At 47.9% G+C, this 22,582-nt stretch carries 19 protein-coding genes; 12 read left to right on the forward strand and 7 right to left on the reverse strand.

The features are described 5' to 3' along the window. The first annotated feature begins 93 nt into the window (after nucleotides 1-93). From rimP to pnp, 7 genes are all read left to right on the forward strand, one after another. Nucleotides 94-549 carry a ribosome maturation factor RimP gene (gene rimP, locus AELLOGFF_RS01670; protein ID WP_159269239.1) on the forward strand — a complete coding sequence of 152 codons (456 nt, stop codon included), beginning with the start codon at nucleotides 94-96 and terminating at the stop codon, nucleotides 547-549. 46 nt (nucleotides 550-595) lie between these two features. After that, entirely contained in the window at nucleotides 596-2,098 is a 1,503-nt protein-coding gene (gene nusA / locus AELLOGFF_RS01675) for a transcription termination factor NusA (protein WP_159267035.1), read from the forward strand. A 29-nt stretch (nucleotides 2,099-2,127) separates the two neighbouring features. Next, nucleotides 2,128-4,962, forward strand: coding sequence for a translation initiation factor IF-2 (gene infB / locus AELLOGFF_RS01680; protein ID WP_159267036.1), 2,835 nt, complete (start codon nucleotides 2,128-2,130; stop codon nucleotides 4,960-4,962). Nucleotides 4,963-4,990: 28 nt separating this feature from the next. After that, nucleotides 4,991-5,377, forward strand: a complete 387-nt coding sequence (gene rbfA / locus AELLOGFF_RS01685) for a 30S ribosome-binding factor RbfA (RefSeq protein WP_159267037.1) — start codon at nucleotides 4,991-4,993, stop codon at nucleotides 5,375-5,377. A 5-nt stretch (nucleotides 5,378-5,382) separates the two neighbouring features. After that, on the forward strand, nucleotides 5,383-6,312 hold the full coding sequence (truB, locus tag AELLOGFF_RS01690; protein WP_159267038.1) for a tRNA pseudouridine(55) synthase TruB: 930 nt from the start codon (nucleotides 5,383-5,385) through the stop codon (nucleotides 6,310-6,312). Nucleotides 6,313-6,451: 139 nt separating this feature from the next. Then, on the forward strand, nucleotides 6,452-6,721 hold the full coding sequence (rpsO, locus tag AELLOGFF_RS01695; protein WP_159267039.1) for a 30S ribosomal protein S15: 270 nt from the start codon (nucleotides 6,452-6,454) through the stop codon (nucleotides 6,719-6,721). 74 nt (nucleotides 6,722-6,795) lie between these two features. Further along, nucleotides 6,796-8,931, forward strand: coding sequence for a polyribonucleotide nucleotidyltransferase (pnp, locus tag AELLOGFF_RS01700; RefSeq protein ID WP_159267040.1), 2,136 nt, complete (start codon nucleotides 6,796-6,798; stop codon nucleotides 8,929-8,931). A gap of 137 nt (nucleotides 8,932-9,068) precedes the next feature. Here pnp and AELLOGFF_RS01705 read toward each other — a convergent pair whose 3' ends face one another. Next, nucleotides 9,069-9,551 (reverse strand): FKBP-type peptidyl-prolyl cis-trans isomerase, encoded by a 483-nt coding sequence (locus tag AELLOGFF_RS01705; RefSeq protein WP_159267041.1) that lies wholly within the window; start codon nucleotides 9,549-9,551, stop codon nucleotides 9,069-9,071. Between the two features lie 111 nt (nucleotides 9,552-9,662). Between AELLOGFF_RS01705 and AELLOGFF_RS01710 the strand changes: the two genes are divergently transcribed. Next, nucleotides 9,663-9,845 carry a hypothetical protein gene (locus tag AELLOGFF_RS01710; protein WP_159267042.1) on the forward strand — a complete coding sequence of 61 codons (183 nt, stop codon included), beginning with the start codon at nucleotides 9,663-9,665 and terminating at the stop codon, nucleotides 9,843-9,845. Between the two features lie 6 nt (nucleotides 9,846-9,851). On the opposite strand, the gene AELLOGFF_RS01715 is transcribed toward AELLOGFF_RS01710, so the two are convergent. Continuing rightward, nucleotides 9,852-10,109, reverse strand: a complete 258-nt coding sequence (locus tag AELLOGFF_RS01715; protein WP_159267043.1) for a hypothetical protein — start codon at nucleotides 10,107-10,109, stop codon at nucleotides 9,852-9,854. A gap of 146 nt (nucleotides 10,110-10,255) precedes the next feature. Here AELLOGFF_RS01715 and parC point away from each other — a divergent pair, with 146 nt between their 5' ends. Beyond that, on the forward strand, nucleotides 10,256-12,517 hold the full coding sequence (parC, locus tag AELLOGFF_RS01720) for a DNA topoisomerase IV subunit A (protein WP_159267044.1): 2,262 nt from the start codon (nucleotides 10,256-10,258) through the stop codon (nucleotides 12,515-12,517). Nucleotides 12,518-12,594: 77 nt separating this feature from the next. On the opposite strand, the gene AELLOGFF_RS01725 is transcribed toward parC, so the two are convergent. Then, the gene (locus AELLOGFF_RS01725) at nucleotides 12,595-13,797 is read right to left on the reverse strand and encodes a hypothetical protein (RefSeq protein ID WP_159267045.1); all 1,203 of its coding nucleotides are present in this window, start codon (nucleotides 13,795-13,797) and stop codon (nucleotides 12,595-12,597) included. Nucleotides 13,798-13,914: 117 nt separating this feature from the next. On the opposite strand from AELLOGFF_RS01725, the gene serB reads away from it, so the two are divergent. Continuing rightward, a complete protein-coding gene (gene serB, locus AELLOGFF_RS01730; protein ID WP_159267046.1) occupies nucleotides 13,915-15,129 on the forward strand; it encodes a phosphoserine phosphatase SerB in 1,215 nt (404 codons plus the stop codon). 5 nt (nucleotides 15,130-15,134) lie between these two features. Here the strand turns inward: serB and AELLOGFF_RS01735 are convergent, their stop codons facing one another. The 3 genes from AELLOGFF_RS01735 to epmB all read right to left on the reverse strand — a co-directional run bounded on the left by AELLOGFF_RS01735 (nucleotide 15,135) and on the right by epmB (nucleotide 20,065). Beyond that, entirely contained in the window at nucleotides 15,135-17,144 is a 2,010-nt protein-coding gene (locus tag AELLOGFF_RS01735; protein WP_159267047.1) for a sensor domain-containing phosphodiesterase, read from the reverse strand. A 43-nt stretch (nucleotides 17,145-17,187) separates the two neighbouring features. Further along, the gene (locus tag AELLOGFF_RS01740) at nucleotides 17,188-18,975 is read right to left on the reverse strand and encodes a hypothetical protein (protein ID WP_159267048.1); all 1,788 of its coding nucleotides are present in this window, start codon (nucleotides 18,973-18,975) and stop codon (nucleotides 17,188-17,190) included. Nucleotides 18,976-19,051: 76 nt separating this feature from the next. After that, nucleotides 19,052-20,065, reverse strand: coding sequence for an EF-P beta-lysylation protein EpmB (gene epmB / locus AELLOGFF_RS01745; protein ID WP_159267049.1), 1,014 nt, complete (start codon nucleotides 20,063-20,065; stop codon nucleotides 19,052-19,054). Between the two features lie 46 nt (nucleotides 20,066-20,111). Between epmB and efp the strand changes: the two genes are divergently transcribed. Both efp and epmA read left to right on the forward strand, forming a co-directional pair. Next, a complete protein-coding gene (gene efp / locus AELLOGFF_RS01750; RefSeq protein WP_159267050.1) occupies nucleotides 20,112-20,681 on the forward strand; it encodes an elongation factor P in 570 nt (189 codons plus the stop codon). Beyond that, nucleotides 20,682-21,635, forward strand: coding sequence for an EF-P lysine aminoacylase EpmA (epmA, locus tag AELLOGFF_RS01755; RefSeq protein WP_159267051.1), 954 nt, complete (start codon nucleotides 20,682-20,684; stop codon nucleotides 21,633-21,635). 26 nt (nucleotides 21,636-21,661) lie between these two features. Here epmA and asd read toward each other — a convergent pair whose 3' ends face one another. Further along, the gene (gene asd, locus AELLOGFF_RS01760; RefSeq protein ID WP_159267052.1) at nucleotides 21,662-22,537 is read right to left on the reverse strand and encodes an archaetidylserine decarboxylase; all 876 of its coding nucleotides are present in this window, start codon (nucleotides 22,535-22,537) and stop codon (nucleotides 21,662-21,664) included. Nucleotides 22,538-22,582: the final 45 nt, after the last annotated feature.

A 22,582-nucleotide genomic window follows, 5' to 3' on the forward strand; every position in this document is an offset into this window, starting at 1 on the left:
TTGCAAAGGGGCTTTTTCGTATCGCTAGGGCGGATACGTCAAAGAATTTCGATGGTGGGCCTTGGGCCCATTTTTTATTGGTGGGTAGTGAACTTGTCCAACAAGACCGTCAAATTAGAAGAATTACTTCAACCGGGAGTGGAAGCTCTTGGTTATGAGCTGTGGGGTCTGGATTATCAGTCACATGGCCGCCACACTATGCTGCGGGTGTATATTGATAGTGATAAAGGCATTGGTGTTGATGATTGCGCCAAAGTCAGTCATCAGATCAGTGGTGTTTTAGACGTTGAAGATCCGATAGCCGGTGAATATAACCTAGAGGTGTCGTCGCCGGGAATGGATAGACCTTTATTCACGTTGGCACAGTTTGAGCAGTATGTTGGCAGTGATGTAAATGTTCGTTTGCGGACCTCTTTTGAGGGGCGCCGTAAGTTTCTTGGTCGCTTGATGGGGATCGAGGATGGTGATGTGGTATTGATGGTGGAGGAGCATGATTATTTGCTTCCCTTCGATCAGATTGATAAAGCGAATGTCGTACCTCGATTTTAATCGAGGTTAATGATTTCAAATAGCCGGCTGCGGAAAGAGGCGGATAATGAGTAAAGAAATATTGCTGGTAGTTGAGGCCGTGTCGAACGAGAAAGGTGTTTCTAAAAGCATCATTTTCGAAGCGATTGAACAGGCATTGGCAACAGCCGCCAAAAAACGTTATGACGAAGACTCTGAAATACGAGTGGTGATTGATCGCCTCACAGGGGATTATCAGACTTTTCGTAGTTGGCTGGTCATGCCTGATGATGAGATGGCTCTGCTGGGTACTCAGCTCACAATTGAAGAGGCGCATGAATATAGCGTTGATTTAAAGGCTGGAGATACTCACGAAGAAATCGTTGAAAACGTCGGTTTTGGTCGTATTGCTGCGCAAACGGCAAAGCAAGTTATCGTTCAAAAAGTTCGCGAGGCAGAGCGTGCTCAGGTTGTTGATGAGTATCAAAGTCGCGTGGGTGAATTGATTAATGGCACGGTTAAAAAGGTTACGCGAGATAGTATTATCGTTGATCTAGGTAACAATGCTGAAGCATTGCTGCCTCGTGAAGAACTGGTTGGCCGAGAAGTATTTCGGATTAACGATCGTGTTCGTGCAATTCTTGCTGATGTGCGTCCAGAAGCACGTGGCCCGCAATTGTTTTTAAGTCGCGCATGCCCAGAAATGCTCATCGAATTATTTAAAATTGAAGTGCCAGAAGTCTCTGAAGACGTTATCGAGATTCGAGCTGCTGCCCGTGATCCTGGTTCGCGAGCAAAGATTGCAGTTAAAACTAATGATGGCCGCATTGATCCCGTTGGCGCTTGTGTTGGTATGCGTGGTTCACGCGTACAAGCGGTTTCTGGTGAATTGGGCAATGAGCGTGTTGATATTATCTTATGGGATGATAATCCAGCTCAGCTAGTTATCAATGCGATGGCACCTGCTGAAGTGGAATCCATTGTTGTAGATGAAGATACCCACACTATGGATGTGGGCGTGGCGGATGATAATTTGGCGCAGGCAATTGGCCGCGCAGGTCAAAATGTTCGTCTTGCTGGCCAGCTGACCGGTTGGACTATCAATGTGATGAGCATTGAAGAAATGGGCGCTAAACACGAACAAGAATCCGGTCAAGTTATTGGTTATTTTGTTGATGCCCTTGATGTTGGTGAAGATATCGCAGAGGTGTTAGTAGAAGAAGGTTTTACAACCTTGGAAGAAGTCGCCTATGTGCCGCTTGAAGAAATGATGGCGATAGAGGGCTTTGATGAAGAGATAGCGCAAGAATTGCGTGCTCGTGCAAAGGATGCCTTGTTGACTCAAGCGATAGCGAGTGAAGAAAAATTAGAAAGCGCCGAGCCGGCTGAAGACCTATTAACAATGGAAGGCATGGAGAAGCATCTTGCTTTTATTCTTGCTAGCCGTGGCGTTGTAACGATGGAAGATCTGGCTGAACAGGCCGTTGAAGATCTTCTCGACATTGAAGACATGACTGAAGAACGGGCTGGTGAGTTAATAATGACTGCCCGTGCTCCGTGGTTTGCAGACGAAGACGAATCTGCAAAGTAAGCGAGTCGTACAGTTTAGGAGAATGATGAATGGCTGAAGTTACCGTGAGCCAGCTTGCCGAAGTCGTTGGCGCGCCAGTAGAGCGATTATTGCGACAAATGAAAGAGGCGGGGCTATCGCACAGCGCTGCTGGGCAAGTTGTGTCCGATGAAGACAAGCAAACACTGTTGACCTTCTTAAAGCGGAGTCACGGAGAATCAGCCGAGGCACCGAAAAAGATTACCTTAAAGCGTAAGACGCTCAGCACCCTTAAAACGGGTTCGGGTGCGGGTAAGAAAACCGTTAATATCGAAGTCCGTAAAAAACGGACTTATATAAAACGAGACCCTGCCGAGATGGCTGCGGAAGCTGCGGCTGAAGAGCAGGCTCGTGCAGAAGCTGTAGATATTAAAGAAGATGCACCCAATAACGAGGTGGCAGACGTTGCGGCAGTGGTTGAGTCTACGCCTGAAGTAGAGCGTGTTACAGAGTCTACTGAAGTCAATGAAGTTGCACCTGAGCCAGAACCGGTGGTTGAAGAGACTGAGCCTAAAGCAGCGCCTGTTGCTGAAGAAGTGGCGCCTGAGCCAGAACCAGAGCCAGAGCCAGTAGCAGAAGAAGTGGCACCAGAGACTGAGCCCGTTAAAGCGCCTATTGCCGCGCCGACCCCTGCAAATAAAACCGACGAATACCGAGAAGTGGTTGAAGATGTATTAGATGTCGATCCTGAAATACTTCGTCAGCGCGCTATTTTGCGACGTAAAGAAGAAGAGAAGCGTGTTCAGGAGCGTCGGGCTGAAGCACTAGCGGATAAAAAGCGCGAAGAAGAGCAGCGCAAAGCGAAGGCGAAGGCGGCGAAAGCTCCTGCAGCAACACCAGCCCCGGCTGGTAAAAAAGAAGGTGGTAGTGAGGCTAGTGAAAAACCTGCGCCGCGCCATCACCGTCGTGCAGCCCCTGCAGCGAATACAGATGATGATCGCCCACGTCGTAAGGGTGGTAAATCGCGTGGAAATAAGCGTGATGATTTAGATGGTGCTGGCTCTTTTGGTGGTCGTCGTAAGAAGAAAACCTTGAAGTTGCCAGATGATGCGCAGCGTCATGCATTCCAAGCGCCAACTGACAAGATAGTTTACGCCGTTAATATTGGTGAAACGAGTACAGCGGCAGAACTTGCGCAGCAGATGAAAGTAAAGGCCGCGGAAGTTATTAAAGAAATGATCAAAATGGGTTTGATGGTTACCATTAATCAGCCGATTGATCAGGAAACCGCGCAGCTTGTGGTCGAGGAAATGGGTCACACCGTTAAGTTGGTTTCTGAGGATGCCGTTGAGGAAGCCCTGGAAGTGACCTTGGGCGAGCACGGTAAAGGCACAATGGATGCCCGTGCGCCTGTGGTGACGGTTATGGGTCATGTTGACCACGGTAAGACCTCGCTACTTGATTATATTCGTAAAACTAAGGTTGCCAGTGGCGAAGCGGGTGGAATTACCCAGCATATCGGTGCTTACCATGTAGAAACTGGTCACGGCATGATTACCTTCTTGGATACGCCGGGTCACGCAGCATTTACACAAATGCGTGCGCGTGGAGCGAAAAGTACAGATATCGTTATATTGGTTGTAGCGGCCGATGATGGTGTGATGCCACAGACAGAAGAAGCGGTAACCCATGCTAAGGCGGCAGGTGTGCCGTTAGTTGTCGCTGTGAATAAAATGGATAAAGAAGGCGCGGACCCTGATCGCGTTAAGAATGAGCTTTCTGCAAAGGATGTTATTTCTGAAGAATGGGGTGGTGATACTCAGTTTGTGCATGTCTCCGCGCATACTGGTGAAGGTATCGATCAACTGCTAGATGCGGTGTTGTTACAGGCCGAATTATTAGAGTTGAAAGCCGCGGCTGATTTACCTGCACAAGGTTTGGTTATCGAGTCTCGCTTAGATAAAGGGCGTGGTGCAGTTGCATCATTGCTGATTCAGAGCGGTACTTTGCGTCAAGGTGATATCGTTTTGGCTGGCCAATGTTCTGGTCGCGTTAGGGCTATGCTCGACGAAAATGGCAAGCCAGTTAAAGAGGCTGGCCCGTCTATACCGGTAGAAATATTGGGTCTTGATGGTACGCCTGATGCGGGTGATAGCTTTGTTGTTGTCGAAAATGATAAGCGCGCACGTGAAGTGGCTGACTTCCGCCAAGTTCGAGATCGTGAACAGCGTATTAAGCGTCAGCAAGCTGCGAAGCTGGATCGCATGTTTGAAAGTATGGAGTCGGCAGAACGTCGCATACTAAATGTTGTTTTGAAGACCGATGTTCGAGGTTCTTTGGAAGCCCTACAGGCTTCGCTGATGGATATCGGCAACGAAGAAGTGAGTGTTAATATTGTCTCAGCCGGTGTCGGCGGTATTACTGAGACCGACGTAAACCTTGCGCTGACTTCTGGTGCGGTTATGTTCGGCTTCAACGTTCGGGCTGATTCTAGTGCGCGTAAAGTGGCTGAAAGCGAGGGCGTTGACCTTCGTTACTACAGTGTTATTTATGACGTAATTGACGATGTCACCGCAGCATTAACGGGGATGTTAAGCCCAGAGATGCGTGAGGAAATCGTGGGTGTTGCTGAGGTTCGAGATGTCTTCCGCTCGCCTAAGTTTGGTGATATTGCCGGTTGTATGGTCATTGAGGGTACGGTTTATCGCAGTAAACGTATCCGTGTTCTTCGTGAAGATGTAGTTATCTATGAGGGCGAGCTAGAGTCTTTGCGCCGCTTTAAAGATGACGCCAACGAAGTTAAAAATGGCATGGAATGTGGTATCGGCGTCAAAAATTACAAAGACGTACGCCCTGGTGACAAAATCGAAGTGTATGAAGTGAAGGAAATTGCGCGCAGCCTTTAATGGCTGACGTAGCGGAGTAGTAAGCCAATTGAAAGAGTTTAGTCGGACAGCACGAATTGCGGATTTCTTAAAGCGAGAGTTGGGTGGTTTCATTCAAAAGGAGCTTAGGGATCCGCGTCTTGGCATGGTTTCTGTTATCGATGCGCAGGTCAGTCGTGACTTGAGTCACGCTAAGATTTACGTGACAGTCATGGGTAAAGATAGTGCCGAAGAAGCACAAGAATCATTGGCGGTTTTGAATAAGGCGGCAGGCTTTTTACGCAGCCAAGTTGCTAGAATTAACAATGCACGAACCACTCCGCAATTGCGTTTTTATTACGATACGAGCGTAAATCGTGGTCAGCATATCAGCAAGCTTATTCAGGATGCCGTTGAGGCTGACCGAAGTCGTCACGTAGATGACGACGGAGAATAATTGCTTTGGCAAGACGTCGTAAAGGCCGGTCAGTTAACGGTATTTTAGTATTAGATAAGCCTCCTGGCCGTTCTTCTAGCGGCGCAATGGTTACTACTCGAGCAATCTATAATGCAAGTAAGGCTGGGCATACTGGTGCGCTAGACCCGCTAGCTACGGGTGTGTTGCCTATCTGTTTTGGCGAGGCGACTAAATTCTCGCAATTTCTGTTAGATGCAGACAAAGAATATCGTAGCCACTTTGTCTTTGGGCAGCAAACGGAAACGGGTGATGCGGAAGGCGCGGTATTAACAACAGTCGATGCATCGCATTTAGCTTCGGAAGCGCTTGAGGCTGAAGTAGCAAAATTACGTGGTGATATTTTACAGGTACCTCCGATGTACTCTGCGCTGAAACGTGACGGTAAACCGTTATACGAGCTGGCTAGGCAGGGGATTACGGTGGAGCGGCCTGCTCGCCCGGTGACTATTCATGAGTTTGAGTTAGAGTCTTTCACGCCCGGCGTCTTAGCCGTTGCTGTGGTGCGTGTACGCTGCAGCAAGGGGACTTATATTCGTTCCTTGGCTGAGGATTTAGGTGCGGCGCTTGGATGCGGGGCGCATGTCTCAAGCTTAAGACGTTTGCAGGCCGGTCCATTTGTAGAGGCGCAAGCTGTTGAGACCGCACAGTTACAAACCTTGCGTGATGCAGAGGATTTTGATGGTCTTGATGCCCTGTTATTGCCAATAACCGATGCGCTTGGACATATGCCTCAGGTTATCTTGGGTGATACCGCAGCTTACTATCTGCTGCAAGGTCAGCCGGTGCAAGTATCCGGCGCACCAACATCGGGTCTGGCTGTATTACTGGCTGAAGACCAGAAATTTTTAGGAATTGGTGAAATTTTAGACGATGGTCGCGTTACTCCTCGTCGTTTGCTCTCAACTATGGGATAATACGCGGCTAATTTACTGCCAAAATACTGGTGGTAAGGAAAGAAGGTAGTAGCACTGGGCTATTCCTTCCGAACCTAACTGTAAATATGCACGGTCAGGCTCGATTTATAAACGCATATTCGTAATGAGGAAGAAGAAAATGGCATTATCTGCTGTTGAGAAAGCTGATGTTGTTAAAGAGTATCAAACTGCTGAAGGCGATACTGGTTCTCCAGAAGTGCAAGTTGCTTTGCTAACGGTAAACATCAATAAGCTACAGGGCCACTTTGAAGGCCACAAAAAGGATCACCACTCACGTCGTGGTTTGATTCGTATGGTAAACCAGCGTCGTAAATTACTGGATTACTTGAAGCGCAAAGACCAAGAGCGTTACATCAAATTGATTAAGAGTTTAGGTCTGCGTCGTTAAAACAAGAATAAGTGAGGGGGCCTTAGCGGCCCCTTTATTACTTTATATAACCCTTATTTGGGAGGAATTACTCCGTGAATCCCGTTACTAAAACATTCCAGTGGGGCGGCCAAACCGTCACTTTGGAAACCGGCCGTATTGCGAGACAAGCAACTGGTGCGGTATTGGTTACTATCGATGAAACTCAAGTGCTGTGTACCGTTGTGGCGGCAAAATCTGCCAAGCCCGGCCAGGACTTTTTTCCGCTATCTGTTCACTACCAAGAGCGCACTTATGCAGTGGGCAAAATTCCTGGTGGTTTCTTTAAGCGCGAAGCGCGTCCGTCAGAAAAAGAGACATTAACGTCTCGCTTAATTGACCGTCCTATTCGACCATTATTTCCAAAAGGCTTTCAGAATGAAGTACAGGTAATTTGTACTGTAATGTCTGCCGATAAGAAAAATGATCCAGATATTGCGGCCTTAATTGGTACGTCTGCTGCTTTGGCAGTGTCTGGCGTTCCTTTTGCTGGTCCAGTGGGTGCAGCTCGCGTTGGTTTTACCGCAGAAGACGGCTACATTTTAAATCCAAGCTATGAGCAGCTAAACGCAAGTTTGCTGGACATGGTCGTTGCTGGCACCCAAGACGCAGTTTTGATGGTTGAGTCAGAAGCACAACAGCTGACTGAAGATCAAATGCTGGGTGCGGTGCTTTATGCTCACCAAGAAATGCAAGCCGCTGTTCAGGCGATTAAAGAATTGGCATCAGAAGTTGGTAAGCCGTCTTGGGACTGGCAGCCAGCTGAAGAAAATACCGCATTATTAGGTGCCGTAGCCGACGGTTATAAAGCCGGTTTAGGTGATGCGTACCGCATTACAGATAAAATGGAACGCTACGCGAAAGTAGGCGAGATACGCAATCAGGCCATTGCAGAATTGACGACTGGCGATGATGCTTTATACAGCGCCGATGATGTTCGCGGTGTATTTGCAAAGTTAGAAAAGCAAATTGTTCGTCAGCGTATTTTGAATGGTGAGCCACGTATCGATGGACGTGATGGTCGTACTGTTCGCCCAATTAACGTTGAAGTTGGTGTGCTTGGTAAAGCGCATGGTTCATCTTTATTTACCCGTGGTGAAACGCAGGCTATTGGTGTTGCTACGTTAGGAACAACCCGTGATGCACAGTTTATTGATGCATTAGAAGGCGAGTTTAAAGATAACTTTATGCTGCACTATAACTTCCCTCCTTACTCGGTAGGTGAGTGTGGTCGTATGGGCAGCACAGGCCGTCGCGAAATAGGTCATGGCCGTTTAGCGCGCCGCAGTTTGGAAGCGGTTTTACCAACCCCAGAAGAGTTTCCGTATACGATTCGTGTTGTTTCAGAGATTACTGAATCAAACGGTTCTAGCTCAATGGCATCGGTATGTGTTGGCAGCCTGTCTTTGATGGATGCCGGTGTGCCGCTAAAAGCTCCAGTTGCTGGTATCGCTATGGGTCTAGTTAAAGAAGGCGAACGCTTCGCTGTTTTAACTGACATCCTTGGTGATGAAGATCACTTGGGTGATATGGACTTTAAAGTTGCCGGTACTGCTGATGGTGTAACTGCCTTGCAGATGGATATTAAAATCGAAGGCATCACCCAGAAAATCATGGAAGTTGCACTTGAGCAAGCTCAGCAAGCGCGTTTGCATATTCTTGGTCAGATGAACCAAGTATTAGCAACATCGCGTAGCGGTGTGTCTGATAATGCGCCAAGCATGCATGTAATGAAAATCGATGCTGATAAAATCCGTGACATCATTGGTAAGGGTGGCGCAACTATCCGCAGTATGACCGAAGAAACAGGTGCACAGATCGACATCGAAGATGACGGTACGGTACGTGTTTACGGTTCTGATGCGGCATCTCGTGATGACGCTGTAAATCGCATTTTAGCAATCACTGCAGAAGCCGAAGTGGGTGCGCTCTACACGGGTAAAGTGGCTCGTATTGTTGATTTCGGTGCGTTTGTAACCATACTGCCAGGTAAAGATGGTCTTGTTCACATCTCTCAGATTTCTGATGAGCGTGTTGAGAAGGTCAGTGATTACTTGACCGAAGGTCAAGACGTGCAAGTGAAAGTACTGGATGTAGATGCGCGTGGTCGTATCAAGTTGTCTATTAAAGAAGCTGTTGCAGATAGTGCCGAAGCTGTTGTGGAAGAAGCTAGTGAGCCAAGCGCTGAATAAGCGGCTTGATCTCTGGTTTTAAAACCCCGTTATGCGGGGTTTTTTTTCGCCTAATGAAATGACTCCTTACTGATTGAAAAATTATATTTACAGTCTTGCCAGAGTGTATGGGGGTCACAGTTAAACGATAGAAGCGTTTAGTGTTGATGACCACCTTCACCGTGGGCATGACGATGACGAATTTCTTCATCAGTGGCGTCGCGGATATNCTTGATCAATATTTTAAAACTGAGGGATTGTCCCGCTAAAGGGTGATTCAGGTCTACGCCGACAGAAAATTTACCCACTTTTATAACTGTTGCGTTGCGCATACCTTTGTCGGTATTGAAACGCACTGCTTGGCCAAGTTTTAATTTTCCTTCGTGTTTGAGATATTTAGCAGGAATACGCTCGGTTTTGTTTGGTTCTATTTCACCGTAGGCATCTTTGGCCGCAAGTGTAACTTCAAATTCATCACCTACAGAATGGCCCGTCATCGCGTTTTCTAGTCCGCTTATAATGTTGTCGGCGCCATGCATATACAAAGATGGGGTATCGTTGAAATTGTCTTCCAGTATGGTGCCCTCCTTATTTCGTAATTCATAATGGAATGAAACGACTTTATTACGGCTGATTTCCATAAACCCCTCTCTTTGCACCCAGTTATCGCACAGTATTGTTAAGGCGCGTATAGTAATCGGGATTGCCGTACAGGGGTAGCGTGTCGCGGTGAATATGATAGGAGAGTGGCTATGGGTGATGTACTGCCCTTCAAGCGAAAGTCAGTCAAGCCAAAGGCAAGTACTACCTTATGTCGAGAAGGCTTTCATAAGTGGCGGGTTGATAAGGCAAAACAATTTGATGTAAAGCAGGGGAAGTTGGTGACCGTGTTTGTATGTGAACGTTGCGGTGAAAAGAAAATCACCGCACAGTAGTGACGGTTAGTGATGTTCGCCGGTACTAGTGATTTCATCGCTAATGACAGCGAGCCAGTTTTGGGCTTCGTCTAGCCCTTCAACCGCTTTTACCACGCAGGCAATTCCTAGTAAGTGCTCTTTTAACAATTTGCGCATAGGAAGGTCGAGTTCTTGAGCTTGTTCTTGTAGAAACAAAAAGGCTTGTGCGCTAATGTCGTCAATGTGCATTTGCTGCGTATCTTGGCGATATTCTGATAGGCTTACTATTTTTTGCGCAGTCATGTCGGCTCTCCTCTTAACGTGAAATAAGTATACGGAGGGTTAGGGGAAGTGGGTCTTCGTAATTACCCTTAGAGCGCTAGGTGTTCCGTAGTAAATGATGAAGTGCTGTGGTTAAGTGATTATTGAAAAGGATTGAATACTAAAATATGTCAGAAACTATTGTGATTGGCGCCGATGGTGTCGAGCAAATACCACTAAAGAGCTACACTGAAAAAGCGTATTTGGATTATTCCATGTACGTCATTTTAGACCGTGCCTTGCCGAATATTGCCGATGGACTTAAACCGGTACAGCGCCGGATTGTATACGCCATGAGTGAGCTCGGGCTTAAATCAAATGCCAAGCATAAAAAGTCTGCACGCACGGTGGGAGATGTTATTGGTAAATTCCACCCCCATGGTGATAGCGCCGTTTATGAAGCAATGGTGTTAATGTCACAGAGCTTCTCCTACCGTTATCCGCTGATTGACGGTCAGGGCAACTGGGGTTCACCGGATGACCCAAAATCCTTCGCTGCAATGCGTTATACCGAATCTAAACTGACTAAGTACGCAGAAGTATTGCTGAGTGAGCTTGGGCAGGGCACTGTTGATTGGGTCCCTAATTTTGATGGCCAAATGGATGAGCCGGCAACTTTGCCGGCTAGAGTGCCTAATATTCTTTTAAATGGTACAACTGGCATTGCGGTGGGTATGGCCACAGATATACCTCCTCACAACTTGAGAGAGGTGGTGAGCGCTTGTATCCATTTACTTGATGAACCAAATGCCAGTATTGCCGCATTATGTGAGCACGTAAAGGGGCCGGATTTCCCAACTGATGCGGAAATTATTACCCCGGCAGAAGATTTGCGAAAAATGTATGAAAGTGGCCGTGGTTCTTTGCGAATGCGCGCGCTATGGCAAGATGAGGGCGAGGATATTGTGATTACCTCCTTGCCGCATCAAGCTTCTGGCTCTAAGGTTTTGGAGCAAATTGCGCAGCAAATGCAGGCCAAAAAACTACCCATGGTGGTGGATTTACGTGATGAGTCTGATCACGAGAATCCAACGCGGCTCGTCGTTATTCCACGCTCTAACAGGGTAGATAAGCAGGCGGTAATGAACCACCTGTTTGCGACCACAGACCTAGAGCGTAGTTATCGGGTCAATATGAATGTGATCGGACTGGATGGCCGCCCACAAGTTAAAGGCTTGGATAAAATTCTAACGGAATGGTTGGAAATTCGTACAGCCACCACTCGCCGCCGTTTAGAATTTCGATTAGACAAGGTGCTTAAGCGTCTGCATATTTTAGATGCTTTATTAATCGCTTTTTTGAACATTGATGAAGTAATAGCCATTATTCGTGAAGAAGATCAGCCTAAGCCTGTATTGATGTCGCGTTTTGGTATTACCGACACCCAAGCTGAGGCGGTGTTGGAGTTAAAGCTCCGCCATCTTGCTAAGCTTGAAGAAATGAAGATTCGCGGTGAGCAAGATGAGCTTGCTGCAGAGCGTGATAATTTAGAGTTGACCTTGGGGTCAACGCGTCGAATGAAAACATTGGTGCGCAAAGAGTTATTGGCCGCTGCAGAAGAGTTTGGTGATGATCGCCGCTCGCCCTTGGTGGCAAGAGAAGAGGCACGGGCATTTTCTGAAGAAGATATTGTGGCGGCAGAGCCGGTAACCGTTATTTTGTCGGAAATGGGCTGGATTCGCTCAGGTAAAGGCCACGAAATAGACCCGCTTAGTTTGAGTTATAAAGCCGGCGATCGCTACAAATTATCGGCCCGAGGTAAAAGTAACCAGCCCGTTATTATTCTCGATAGTACCGGCCGTACCTACACGGTAGCGGCACATACCCTACCTTCTGCGCGGGGGCAAGGTGAGCCCTTAACGGGGCGGATTAACCCTCCGTCAGGCGTGGGCTTTATGGGAATGATGATGGGAAGCGATGAGGGCCATTATTTGCTGGCATCTGATGCTGGTTACGGATTTATCGCTAAACTGTCAGACTTGCAAAGTAAGAATAAGGCCGGTAAAGCAGCGTTAACTTTACCAAAAGGAGCGTTGGTGCTGCCTCCTGTCGCTATCGCTGATATGGCTTCGAGTCATGTTGTGGCGGTGACCACTGAAGGGCGGATGTTAATCTTCCCAGTTGGTGACTTACCGTTAATGCCCCGTGGTAAAGGCAATAAAATGATAGGAATTCCATCAGCGAGAGTAGCTAATAGAGAAGAGTATGTAACCGCGGTGGCCATATTCTCTGAGCGCGATACGCTGAAGGTGATATCAGGTAAGCGGCACTTATCGCTGAAATTTTCTGAGTTAGAACACTATTTGGGCGAGCGTGGACGACGAGGGCATAAATTGCCGCGTGGTTTTCAAAAAGTCGATGCCCTGCAGACTATTGCTGCAGGTAAATAACTGTAAATAGTGCATAACGCTAGGGCTGAAAGAGTGTCGCCAAGACAGGCTGCACTCTTTTCATAACTCGGTGATCATTATTCAGTTTGTTGTTTGGCGGCTTCTTGTTTAAAGGATTCTAGGGTTAATTTTTTGAGTTGGGTTTGCTGCCTTTCCAAAAGGTCACTATAGGGTGATTTCATGGCACTGATATGATTTCCCCTAATATCAACCCAAGCATCTATCCGCTCATTGTTGCGGCTGCTGTTATCTAGCCATGTTCCTTTGCCTTCAATGGTGGCGGTGTGTAATTGATCGACAGCAGCGCATTCTTTTGCGGCACACTCCCAGTGATCACCTTCACCGTGAATATGCGCGATACCGGCTCTGGCTCGTAGTACTTTGTCTAGGCGTTGGAATAATTCAGCGCAACACAAGGCACGAAACAAGGGGTGGTCGGTGCCGTTAACATCAAAAAAGCGCAAGCTAATCGCGTTGTGTCGGTGTACCACAATATCGGCATGATACAGCTTGGCAATGGCTTCACCTCGCGCGTAGCTGGTTCGCAAGTGTTCTCGAAAACTATCCGGAGCCATTTGCGCTCGCAGCGCGTCGTATGCCTGCCAATGGCAATGCAAAATATAATAATCTTTAAAACGGTTTTTACCGAGTTTACTCAGGCGAATTTGCGGATTATGAATTTCTTCCAGCAACTGCCCTAAGCTATCTTCTCCAGGATACAGACTTTGATCGTTACGCAGCGGCTGCGCAAGACGTCGACGGGCGAGTTCCAGTAAGCCTTCAATGCGCCGCATGGGTACAGCAATAATGGCGTAGCTAAAGCAGGCTAACAAACAGGTGAGAATCAGTAGGGTTTTACCAAGATCGCGTATCTCATCACCAATAAGCTCACGGCTCAGCGATAGTTTTACCAAGCCTAGGCGGCCATCGGCAGCAACCGGTGCTTCATAGTTAAGGTTTTCTACACGCCAGTGTCCGGTTTCAGCCACGGTCTCATCACGGGCATTGGCGATACTGCCATAAACAATGAGGGGACTATTGATATAGTCCTGTAAAATAGCCTGCAAACTGACTTTATCATTGCGTAAAAGAGCCTGTTGGCTTTGAGAGGCAAGTTGGTTGGTCCATTGCTGGCCAATTAAATGCGTCGTTTCTAAGAGAATTTGCTTACTAGCCGTCATGCTAGTTAATAGTAGAGTCATGCCGGCGACCGCGCATATTAGGGCGGTAATCAGGCCGAACTTCGCTGATAAAGGTAATTTAAGGAGCTGCTTGAGCATTATGTACTTTCCATTTGGAAGGCGGGGCTTCTTTATTTCGGGAGTATATCAAGGTTGTGGTGCTTGGGTGGAGTCACGTCTGCCGCTACAATATGCAGATTGCAGTAGGGGGGTGGTGTGAACGATATTATATTGATCAATATTGCGGGCGATGATCGGCCCGGTGTGACAAGTACAATCACCAGTATACTGGCGGATCATCAGGTGAATATCTTGGATATTGGCCAAGCGGTGATACACGATAATCTGACCTTAGGTTTGCTAGTGGAAGTGCCTGCGGGTGCAGAGGCGGCCAGTATTCTAAAGGATATTTTGTTTCGAACCCATGAAATGGGTATGCAGGTGCGTTTTTTACCTGTGAGTCCTGAAAGTTATAATCAGTGGGTGTCGGGGCAGGGTAAGCAGCGCCATATCGTGACGCTGTTAGCGCGTAAAATTACTGCGCGGCATATTGCCGGTGTCACTGATATTGTGTCGCGTTATTCACTCAATATCGATCGCATAGATCGTTTATCAGGGCGCGTGCCACTAGAGGGTGTGGCGCAACAATCAAAAGCCTCTGTAGAGTTGTCAGTGCGCGGTAATTTGCCGGATGCAACGGACTTTCGCCGTGAGCTTTTGCACTTGGCCAGTGAGATGGACATAGATATCGCTTACCAAGAGGACAATATGTTTCGCCGCACCCGTCGTCTGGTGGCGTTTGATATGGACTCAACCCTGATAGAAGCTGAGGTGATTGATGAACTTGCGATTGCCGCAGGCGTGGGCGAGCAAGTCGTAGAAATCACTGAGCGGGCAATGCGCGGCGAGATCGACTTTACCGAGAGTTTTAAGGCTAGGGTGGCATTGTTAAAAGGCTTGGATGAGTCGGTATTAGAAGGCATTGCGCAAAGCTTGCGGATCACCGAGGGCGCAGAAAACTTGGTGTCAACCTTAAAGCAGCTTGGCTATAAAACGGCCATATTGTCAGGCGGTTTCACCTACTTTGGCCAGTATCTACAGCGAAAGCTTGGCATTGATTATGTTCATGCAAATGAATTGGTTATTCGCAATGGCCAGGTGACCGGTGAAGTGGAAGGTATTGTCGTTGACGGTAAGCGCAAGGCGGAGTTACTGCGTGAGATTGCCCAAAGAGAAGGTCTGGATATGGAGCAGGTTATTGCGGTTGGCGATGGTGCTAACGATTTACCTATGCTCAGTATAGCAGGGCTAGGCATTGCTTTTAGGGCTAAGCCCATTGTTCGTGAAAATGCCAAGCAGTCAATCTCTACCTTAGGCTTAGACGGCATTCTGTATTTATTGGGAATTAGTGATCGTTTAACGGGGAAATAACCGTCTTAGCCAAAGGCGGCAAATTCATAATTCATCGTTGGCATGGGCTCATTAACGTAGCTGCCTTGAATGAAGTCAGGGTTTAGCTGCCATAACATGGCTAGCGTTGCTGCGCTTCCCACATTGGGAATGATGATCTGGCTATTGAGTTGTCGAGCTTGCTGAACCATGTCCTTTATATGCTGGTCTGTGGGAGCGTCACTGGCTCTATAACCCGGTTTGACGACAGCAGGCTGTATGTGACTTAAGAATTTATTGCCCTTTTTGGCGCGACCGAAGTTTCTAACGGCAAGAGATGACCCCAGTTTTTGCAGTTGTGCTGAAAAATTTAACGCCGGCTTTAAGGCGTCAGCGATGCTTTCTTCACTGAACTGCAAAATAACCGAGGATGGCGGTAAGCCTGCGGCTTTAAAGGCGACACTTAACCATGCGCAAAACTCGGGGTCGTGAAACACGTTGCCACTGAGATTTATGATGAGCTTGATGTCTTGACCAGCAAGGCGCTCCTTGGCTAATTGTTTGGTAGCTTCTACCACAATCCAGTGATCAAGTTGTGTGTTTTCTGGGGTGCGCTCTACTGCCCGTAATATTTCTCCCGCGCTAATCTCGCCTTCTTCCCAGTTTTTGATATGCAGTGTTGCCTCGTAGTGGTCGCCATTTGCAGCGCCAAGGTTGACCAAGGGCTGAAACAATAAACTTAAGCGATTGTTTGCCATTGATTCAGTCAAAATATTGCCGGCTGAATTATTGCGATCGAGTTGCTGGCGATCGCGACGGCAGATCTCCGCATTATTACCGCCTTCTTCGCTCGTCTTGTCTACGCCGTGAAACACCGTGTCTAACAGAAAGGAAGCCTTGGGCGGAGTTAGGTGGTTAATCGGCAAAACCGCAATGCTAACGGTGCATTGGAGGGATTGCTTGTGTAGTTCGAATATTTCTGCCTCTATTGCTTTAACTAGTTCCAGTGTCATTTCAAGGGCTGTGTCACTGGCAACATGATGGGCGATAGCGGTGATCATGTCGTCCGCCACGCGTCCGTAGAATTGCGCTGGTAAATGGCTGCGTACTAAATTGGCGACGGCCTCAATGAGCAGTTCAACATTTAAGAGACTGGTGTCTTTACGTAATTTATGAAAGTGGTCGACGGATATTAATATTAAGGACGAATTGCTGTTTCGCTCGTTGTCTACAAACTCTTGTAACTGAGCAATAAAGTGATGCTTGCTGCTCATTCGCGTTGTATTGTCGATACCATTTATAACGTTGTTGTCACTGGGCTTATGCACGGTGATTTGGGTGCATTCTTCGCCGTCATAATGGGCGCTGTCAAAATGGATTTGTGTTTTCAGTTCAGTGTCATTAGCAAGTGAAAAACTGATTTCTAATTGTTGATGCTCGTTGCTCTTAAGTTGTTTTTTGAGCACATTTTTGAATCGGTCTTGATCCTTGTTGGCAATTAAGTCAACAACTGGAAAGCCATCAAGGTCGTCGTAACCCATCTGTTCACAAAATGGTTTGTTGGCATAAATGAGCATGCCGTCGGTAATGTAGGCAACGGGATCTTGATGGTCGTGTAAGAGTAATTGGTTGCGCTCTTCGGCCTCTGCCAAGGCCATTTTGGTGGTGGCTAGTTCAAGACGTAGTTGCCGAGCCAATTGGGCTTTGAATGCAACACCGGCTACTTCAGCCATATTATATTTGTTGACTATGTCGACCACACAAGGGTCTGGCGGCACTAGGCTGTCGCCTTCGCCAAGATAAATAACGGGAATATCTTTGTGGTACTTTCGTAAGATGTGGCCACAGCGTTGGATTTCAAGCTGGGCTTGTTCGGCATCAAATACCAAAACATCCCAGTCGCTTTTGGCAATGGCCGCACTGAGTTTTTCACCGGTATCAATCCCAAGGGTGTGAGCAATTCGCCCACCGCGTCGGCAGTGAGAAGTCAGCTGTTCGGCATCACTGTCTGCAAGGCAGAACAGGAGAATGTTAATGGCCGTGTTTGGGCTGCTCATGGTAGCTTGTTAATCGGTTTAATATTGAATGACTCTAAGGTGTCTACAGTGCATCCCAAAGCTGATTGAAGTCGTCATTATTCACTTCGTCAGCATCGGGTACATCCATTTTAATTGGGTTTCTGGCGATATCTTCAAAGCGGAAAAGTTTGAAAGCGTTTGATTGCTCCACCATTTCACCTAATTTAATACGCATAGCATGTCCCGGTCGCAACAGCTCAACGGTATGGCCTTCTGAGATACCAACCACACCTGATAATAGCAGCAGCGGACCTTTAGCAATTGTACCGCCGGGTAATAGCATGGCTCGTTGATATTCATTCACCGGCAACCCTGCCTGTATTAAACGCGCGCTGTAAGGGGTGGCTGCAGATGCGAGGGCTTCAATACCTATTTGATGGCTATTGTCACTGCGTAGCCAGCGAACCACGCCAACACGCCAGCTGTCATAATCGTCGGTTTTGAGGCCAACCAATTCGCCGGTGCGAATGCGGAGTTTGGTGCTTTCGGGCCATTCAACTCGGCAACCCGTGCTACTGCTGTCTAAAATACGTGTGCGCAGGTATTCATACTTACTGTCAGGACTAACCGTGGTAGAGCTACTTTGTGGAAGGCTGTAGCTAATCGATTCCATTGCGCTATCGGACATGTAATTAACGGGCACAGAGGTCTCTTTGTCTCTGGTGTCTTTACCATCAGCTCGGTTCCAAGAGCCCGCTTGTTTGATTCTACGCTCCTGAAAACGCTCAGCACTGTCTTCGTTATGATCATGTTCAAATTGAAAGTTTTGAAAATCAAGCTGATTAGCTACGTAGAAGTGGGTTGTGTTCATGCCAACGGTAACGAGTACGGGGTCATTACAGGGAGTGCGTTCAGCTGTGCGGGAGGTTGCCGAGTCCCAGGCAATACTCAGGTGGTCAATAATTGTTTTGTTAAGCGTGATGGTGTGGCTGGATTTGCGTGGTGTCACACTACGGGCTAGCCCACCGCTTTGTGACAGTAGCGGCTTGGTGTTGATGCCAAGCCAGCCTACAGCGGGTGCGCGCTGCATTAGTTCGCGGTAGCTTGGTGAAGCATCTTCCGTTGGGTTAAATAGAAATACACAGCTTTCAAATTTATCGACTCGGAGCTCGATATAGGCCGCCCAATTATTAAGTTCACCGTAGACTTCTTCTATCTGTCGCTGCGGTAGTTGATGGGTTTTACTGCAGCCAAGCATGAGTAGTCGTAAATAGGCCTGCTGGACGGTGCCATCTCCATAAACGCTATCTGACACCTTTGACTTGCGTGTCTTGTGTGCAAGAGCGGCTTGATAAATTTTATGAGCCGTTATCCAAAACCCAGAATGAGATGAGCGGTAGAGTTGGTAAGTGCGAAGCAGAATTCTACTGTGTTCGGTTAACGCACGATGCAGGCAGCTTGCCATGGCATCTTTGGAGCGAAGCAGTCGGTTTTCATTCTCTAGGTTTTGAAATGCCTGACAGTAACCGGTTGCCAGCTGAGTGTTAAGGGTGTTTGCGAGAAGGACGATTTTCTGGGTCTTCTCGGGTAACACAACTGGCTTATTTAAATAGTGCTGCGATAAACCTTTTACAATGTGATGAACATGCGGGCGAATGAGCTCAAGAATTTCATAGCGATCCTTGGGCTTGCATTGAGTGTGGCTTAATTCAGATAAGGCTTGAAATAAAAGGCGGGTTGCTTCGCCAAGATTTGCAAGCGGCAAGCTCCCCAGCCAAGCTTTGACCGCATTGGTGTTTAGCGCGAACAGGCTGTGCTTGTCGCGAGTAATGTCAGGCGTTGCAATGGCAAGGCTTGAGTGATTGCTCATAATATCCTGAACTTCACAGTTTTGATGTTGAGTTGCATTTGCTTTGTGATTTAAGTCTATGTTTTTACGCGTTAATTCAAGATAGTGCAAGCGGTCGTTTGCTTGTCGCGCCAGGCTCTTCGATGACTAGGCGCGGAACCAAATAACCAGGTAATCTACTTAGTATACCGTTCATAAGAAATTTTGCCTGTTCCTCGTCAATCTCAAAATGTGCGGCTCCTCGCACTTTATCAAGTAAATGCAAGTAATAGGGCATCACATTCACCTCAAATAAACGCAGGCTTAATACAACCAATGTATCGACATTGTCGTTGATTCCTTTAAGTAAAACACTTTGATTTAACAGCGTGAAGCCTGCACTGTGTAGCGCTGCCAAGGCGGTCGTGGTGTGTTCATCTATTTCGTTAGCGTGGTTGCAATGAATCACAATGACTATGCGCAGCCTATTGTTTTTCAATACATCAATAAGCGCTGGGGTTACTCTTGCGGGTAATACCAGCGGTAAGCGGGTATGAAGGCGCAGCGTGGTAACGTGGGGAATAGCGGCAATTTGCGTCAGCAATTTTTGTAGGTACTCATCTGGCGCCGACAAGGGATCGCCACCACTCAGTATTACCTCGCTAATGTCTGGGCGCTCACTAATATAATCTATGGCATTTTTCCAGTCGCGCTGACTTGGGTTGTTGGCGTCGTAGGGGAAATTGCGGCGAAAGCAGTAGCGGCAGTGTATGGCGCAGGCGGGACTGGTGATGAGCAACACTCGACCGTGATATTTATGGATTAATCCTGGCACGGGGTTGGCGAGCGACTCCTCTAAGGGGTCGTTAACATAGCCAAGATGTTCATTAGATTCTGCGTGTAGTGGCATGACTTGTAATAGAAGAGGGTCATTCCAGTCTCCCTTGGCCATTTTTGCCACAAAGGCCTCTGTTACCCGCAACGGAAATTGTTGAATTGCATCTGAAGAAAACGGGTGGTCAATTGGATTGAGGTCAAGGCGATGTAAGAGCTGAATTGGGTCACGGATCATGCCGCTCATTTGCTGTTGCCAGCTTTCGCTCTGCCAAAATGTGTCTTTTAAGGGTATCATTGCTGCCTTTTTAAACTACGTATGTACACTGTCGCTGAGGAAAATCATGGCCAATTATTCTACCAATGAGTTTCGTAACGGACTGAAGGTTATGCTCGACGGCGAGCCTTGTTCTATATTGGATAATGAATTTGTAAAACCGGGTAAAGGCCAAGCCTTTAATCGCGTTCGTTTACGTAATCTTAACTCAGGTCGGGTTTGGGAGCGTACATTTAAGTCGGGCGAGTCCCTCGAAGGGGCTGATGTCATCGATCAAAGTATGGAGTATTTATACAATGACGGTGAGTTTTACCACTTTATGGACCCTGAAACGTTTGAGCAATTTCAAGCGGACCTCAAGGCGGTTGGTGATGCTTCCAACTGGTTGAAAGAGCAAGATGTGTGTGTCGTAACGCTTTACAACGGCAACCCGCTGTCAGTCACGCCCCCTAATTTTGTTGAGTTAGAAATTGTTGAAACAGATCCCGGTGTAAAAGGGGATACTGCCCAAGGTGGTACTAAACCCGCTTACCTGAGCACGGGTGCCGTTGTGAAGGTGCCATTGTTTATTACCGAGGGTGAGGTCATCAAGGTTGATACTCGGACTGGTGAATACCAAAACCGAGTTAAATCCTAAATGTCTGAGTGGCGACCTACGGCTGAATTTTCGGCTTTACGTCGCCGCGCTCAGTTACTCGCGGCGGTTCGTGCGGTCTTTGCCGAGCGCGGTGTCGTCGAGGTAGACACACCGTTGCTGGCCTCAGCGCCAGTAACCGACCCCAATATTGAAGCTATTTGCACCAACTCGCCCGAGGGAGAGGGGCAAATGTACCTGCAGACCTCGCCTGAATTTGCCATGAAACGCTTATTGGCGGCGGGGAGTGGCCCGATTTACCAAATTTGTAAGGCGTTCCGGCGCGGTGAGCGTGGGCGACGTCATAACCCCGAATTTACGATGCTAGAGTGGTATCGCCCAGGCCTATCGCTGCAAGCGCTAATGGAAGAGGTTGCAACGATTGTGGCCTTAGTGGTAGGCGCAGTTGATAGCAAATTTTATAGCTATCAGCAGGTATTTGAGCAGCATTGTGGTCTGAATCCCCATCAAGCCTCGCTGGCAGAGTTGAAGCAGTGTGCCGCTGCACATTTAGAGGTCAACTTTGATACCGATGACCGTGATACTTGGTTACAGCTATTAATGTCGTCGGTGGTTGAGCCGCAGTTAGACCGCGAGTCGCTCAGTTTTGTATACGACTTTCCGGCCTCGCAGGCCGCCTTGGCGAAAACCCGAATCGATGCAAATGGGGTGGCGCTAGCGGCGCGGTTTGAAGGATTTTACGCCGGCATGGAATTGGCAAATGGCTACGATGAATTGTGTGATGGCGCTGAGCTGGTCAGAAGAATCCGTGATGACCACAGCCGCCGTGCAGCCAATGATCAAGAATTACCGCCCATCGACCGCAATTTATTGAAAGCTATGTCATCGTTGCCAGAGTGTGTGGGGGTGGCAATGGGCTTTGACCGATTGGCAATGCTGGCTTGTAAGGCTGAGCGCATTGATGAGGTGATCGCATTTCCGCTTGAGCGGGCCTAGCGCGCTTGTCTTGGCGCGCAGCTCGGTCAGATTGGGGGTGAATCAGCGATAGTTTGAATATGGCCTAGGGTGTCGCCAAGACGTGTTGGCGTCGTCGCTTCAAAAGTGCTTAGCCATTCACTGCGATCCTTCGCAAATAACACAATCGCGGTTGAGCCCAGTTTGAATCGGCCCATTTCTGCGCCTTTTTCTAGCTGAATGTCTCTTGGCTCTTGACGATAATCCGTGGTTTTAATGCCTTTGGGCGGTGGTGCAATTTGGCCATCCCACACCGTTTCTATACCAGCCACAATCATTGCCCCCACAAGAATAACTGCCATGGGGCCGGCTTCGGTATCAAAAAGACACACTGCGCGTTCATTTCTGGCAAATAGGCCCTGTACATTTTCGGCTGTGGCGGTATTAACGGAGAATAGCGCGCCAGGAATGTAGCTCATGGTGCGCAGGGTGCCGGCCAGTGGCATGTGTACGCGGTGGTAATCTCTGGGCGAGAGGTAAATGGTTGCAAAGCTGCCCTCGTTAAATAAGGCGGCAGCCTCGCGATCACCCCCCAGTAAGCTCAGTAAGCTGTAGTCTTGCCCTTTTGCCTGAAAAATTCGGCCATCGGTGATATTGCCTATTTGACTGATGGCGCCGTCGGCAGGGCAAGCGATGGCATTGCTCTCCTCGCAGATGGGTCTCGCGCCTTCTTTTAATGCGCGGGTAAAAAAGGCATTAAAGTTGCGGTAATTGCGGGGGTCCGAATCAGCCGCCTCATCCATATCAACGTTGTATTGCTTAATAAAACGACTAATTAGCACGTCTTTAAGCCACGGAATATCAGTTTCTGCTAGTTTTCCAACAAGACGAGAAAGGGCGTGTTGGGGGAGTAGAAATTGCAGAATAATAAACGCTATTTTCACAAGGTATCCTTTGATTGACTCGACAAAAGTTATGTATCGACTAAG

This window comes from Zhongshania aliphaticivorans, assembly GCF_902705875.1.
GTDB classification, from domain to species: domain Bacteria; phylum Pseudomonadota; class Gammaproteobacteria; order Pseudomonadales; family Spongiibacteraceae; genus Spongiibacter; species Spongiibacter aliphaticivorans_A.

Excerpts from the sequence above, each read along its gene's own strand:
- nusA (WP_159267035.1), top strand. The coding sequence starts at position 596 with ATGAGTAAAGAAATATTGCTGGTAGTTGAGGCCGTGTCGAACGAGAAA.
- infB (WP_159267036.1), top strand. The coding sequence starts at position 2,128 with ATGGCTGAAGTTACCGTGAGCCAGCTTGCCGAAGTCGTTGGCGCGCCA.
- rpsO (WP_159267039.1), top strand. The coding sequence starts at position 6,452 with ATGGCATTATCTGCTGTTGAGAAAGCTGATGTTGTTAAAGAGTATCAA.
- AELLOGFF_RS01710 (WP_159267042.1), top strand. The coding sequence starts at position 9,663 with ATGGGTGATGTACTGCCCTTCAAGCGAAAGTCAGTCAAGCCAAAGGCA.
- AELLOGFF_RS01715 (WP_159267043.1), bottom strand. The coding sequence starts at position 10,109 with ATGACTGCGCAAAAAATAGTAAGCCTATCAGAATATCGCCAAGATACG.
- parC (WP_159267044.1), top strand. The coding sequence starts at position 10,256 with ATGTCAGAAACTATTGTGATTGGCGCCGATGGTGTCGAGCAAATACCA.
- AELLOGFF_RS01725 (WP_159267045.1), bottom strand. The coding sequence starts at position 13,797 with ATGCTCAAGCAGCTCCTTAAATTACCTTTATCAGCGAAGTTCGGCCTG.
- AELLOGFF_RS01735 (WP_159267047.1), bottom strand. The coding sequence starts at position 17,144 with ATGAGCAGCCCAAACACGGCCATTAACATTCTCCTGTTCTGCCTTGCA.
- AELLOGFF_RS01740 (WP_159267048.1), bottom strand. The coding sequence starts at position 18,975 with ATGAGCAATCACTCAAGCCTTGCCATTGCAACGCCTGACATTACTCGC.
- epmB (WP_159267049.1), bottom strand. The coding sequence starts at position 20,065 with ATGATACCCTTAAAAGACACATTTTGGCAGAGCGAAAGCTGGCAACAG.
- efp (WP_159267050.1), top strand. The coding sequence starts at position 20,112 with ATGGCCAATTATTCTACCAATGAGTTTCGTAACGGACTGAAGGTTATG.
- epmA (WP_159267051.1), top strand. The coding sequence starts at position 20,682 with ATGTCTGAGTGGCGACCTACGGCTGAATTTTCGGCTTTACGTCGCCGC.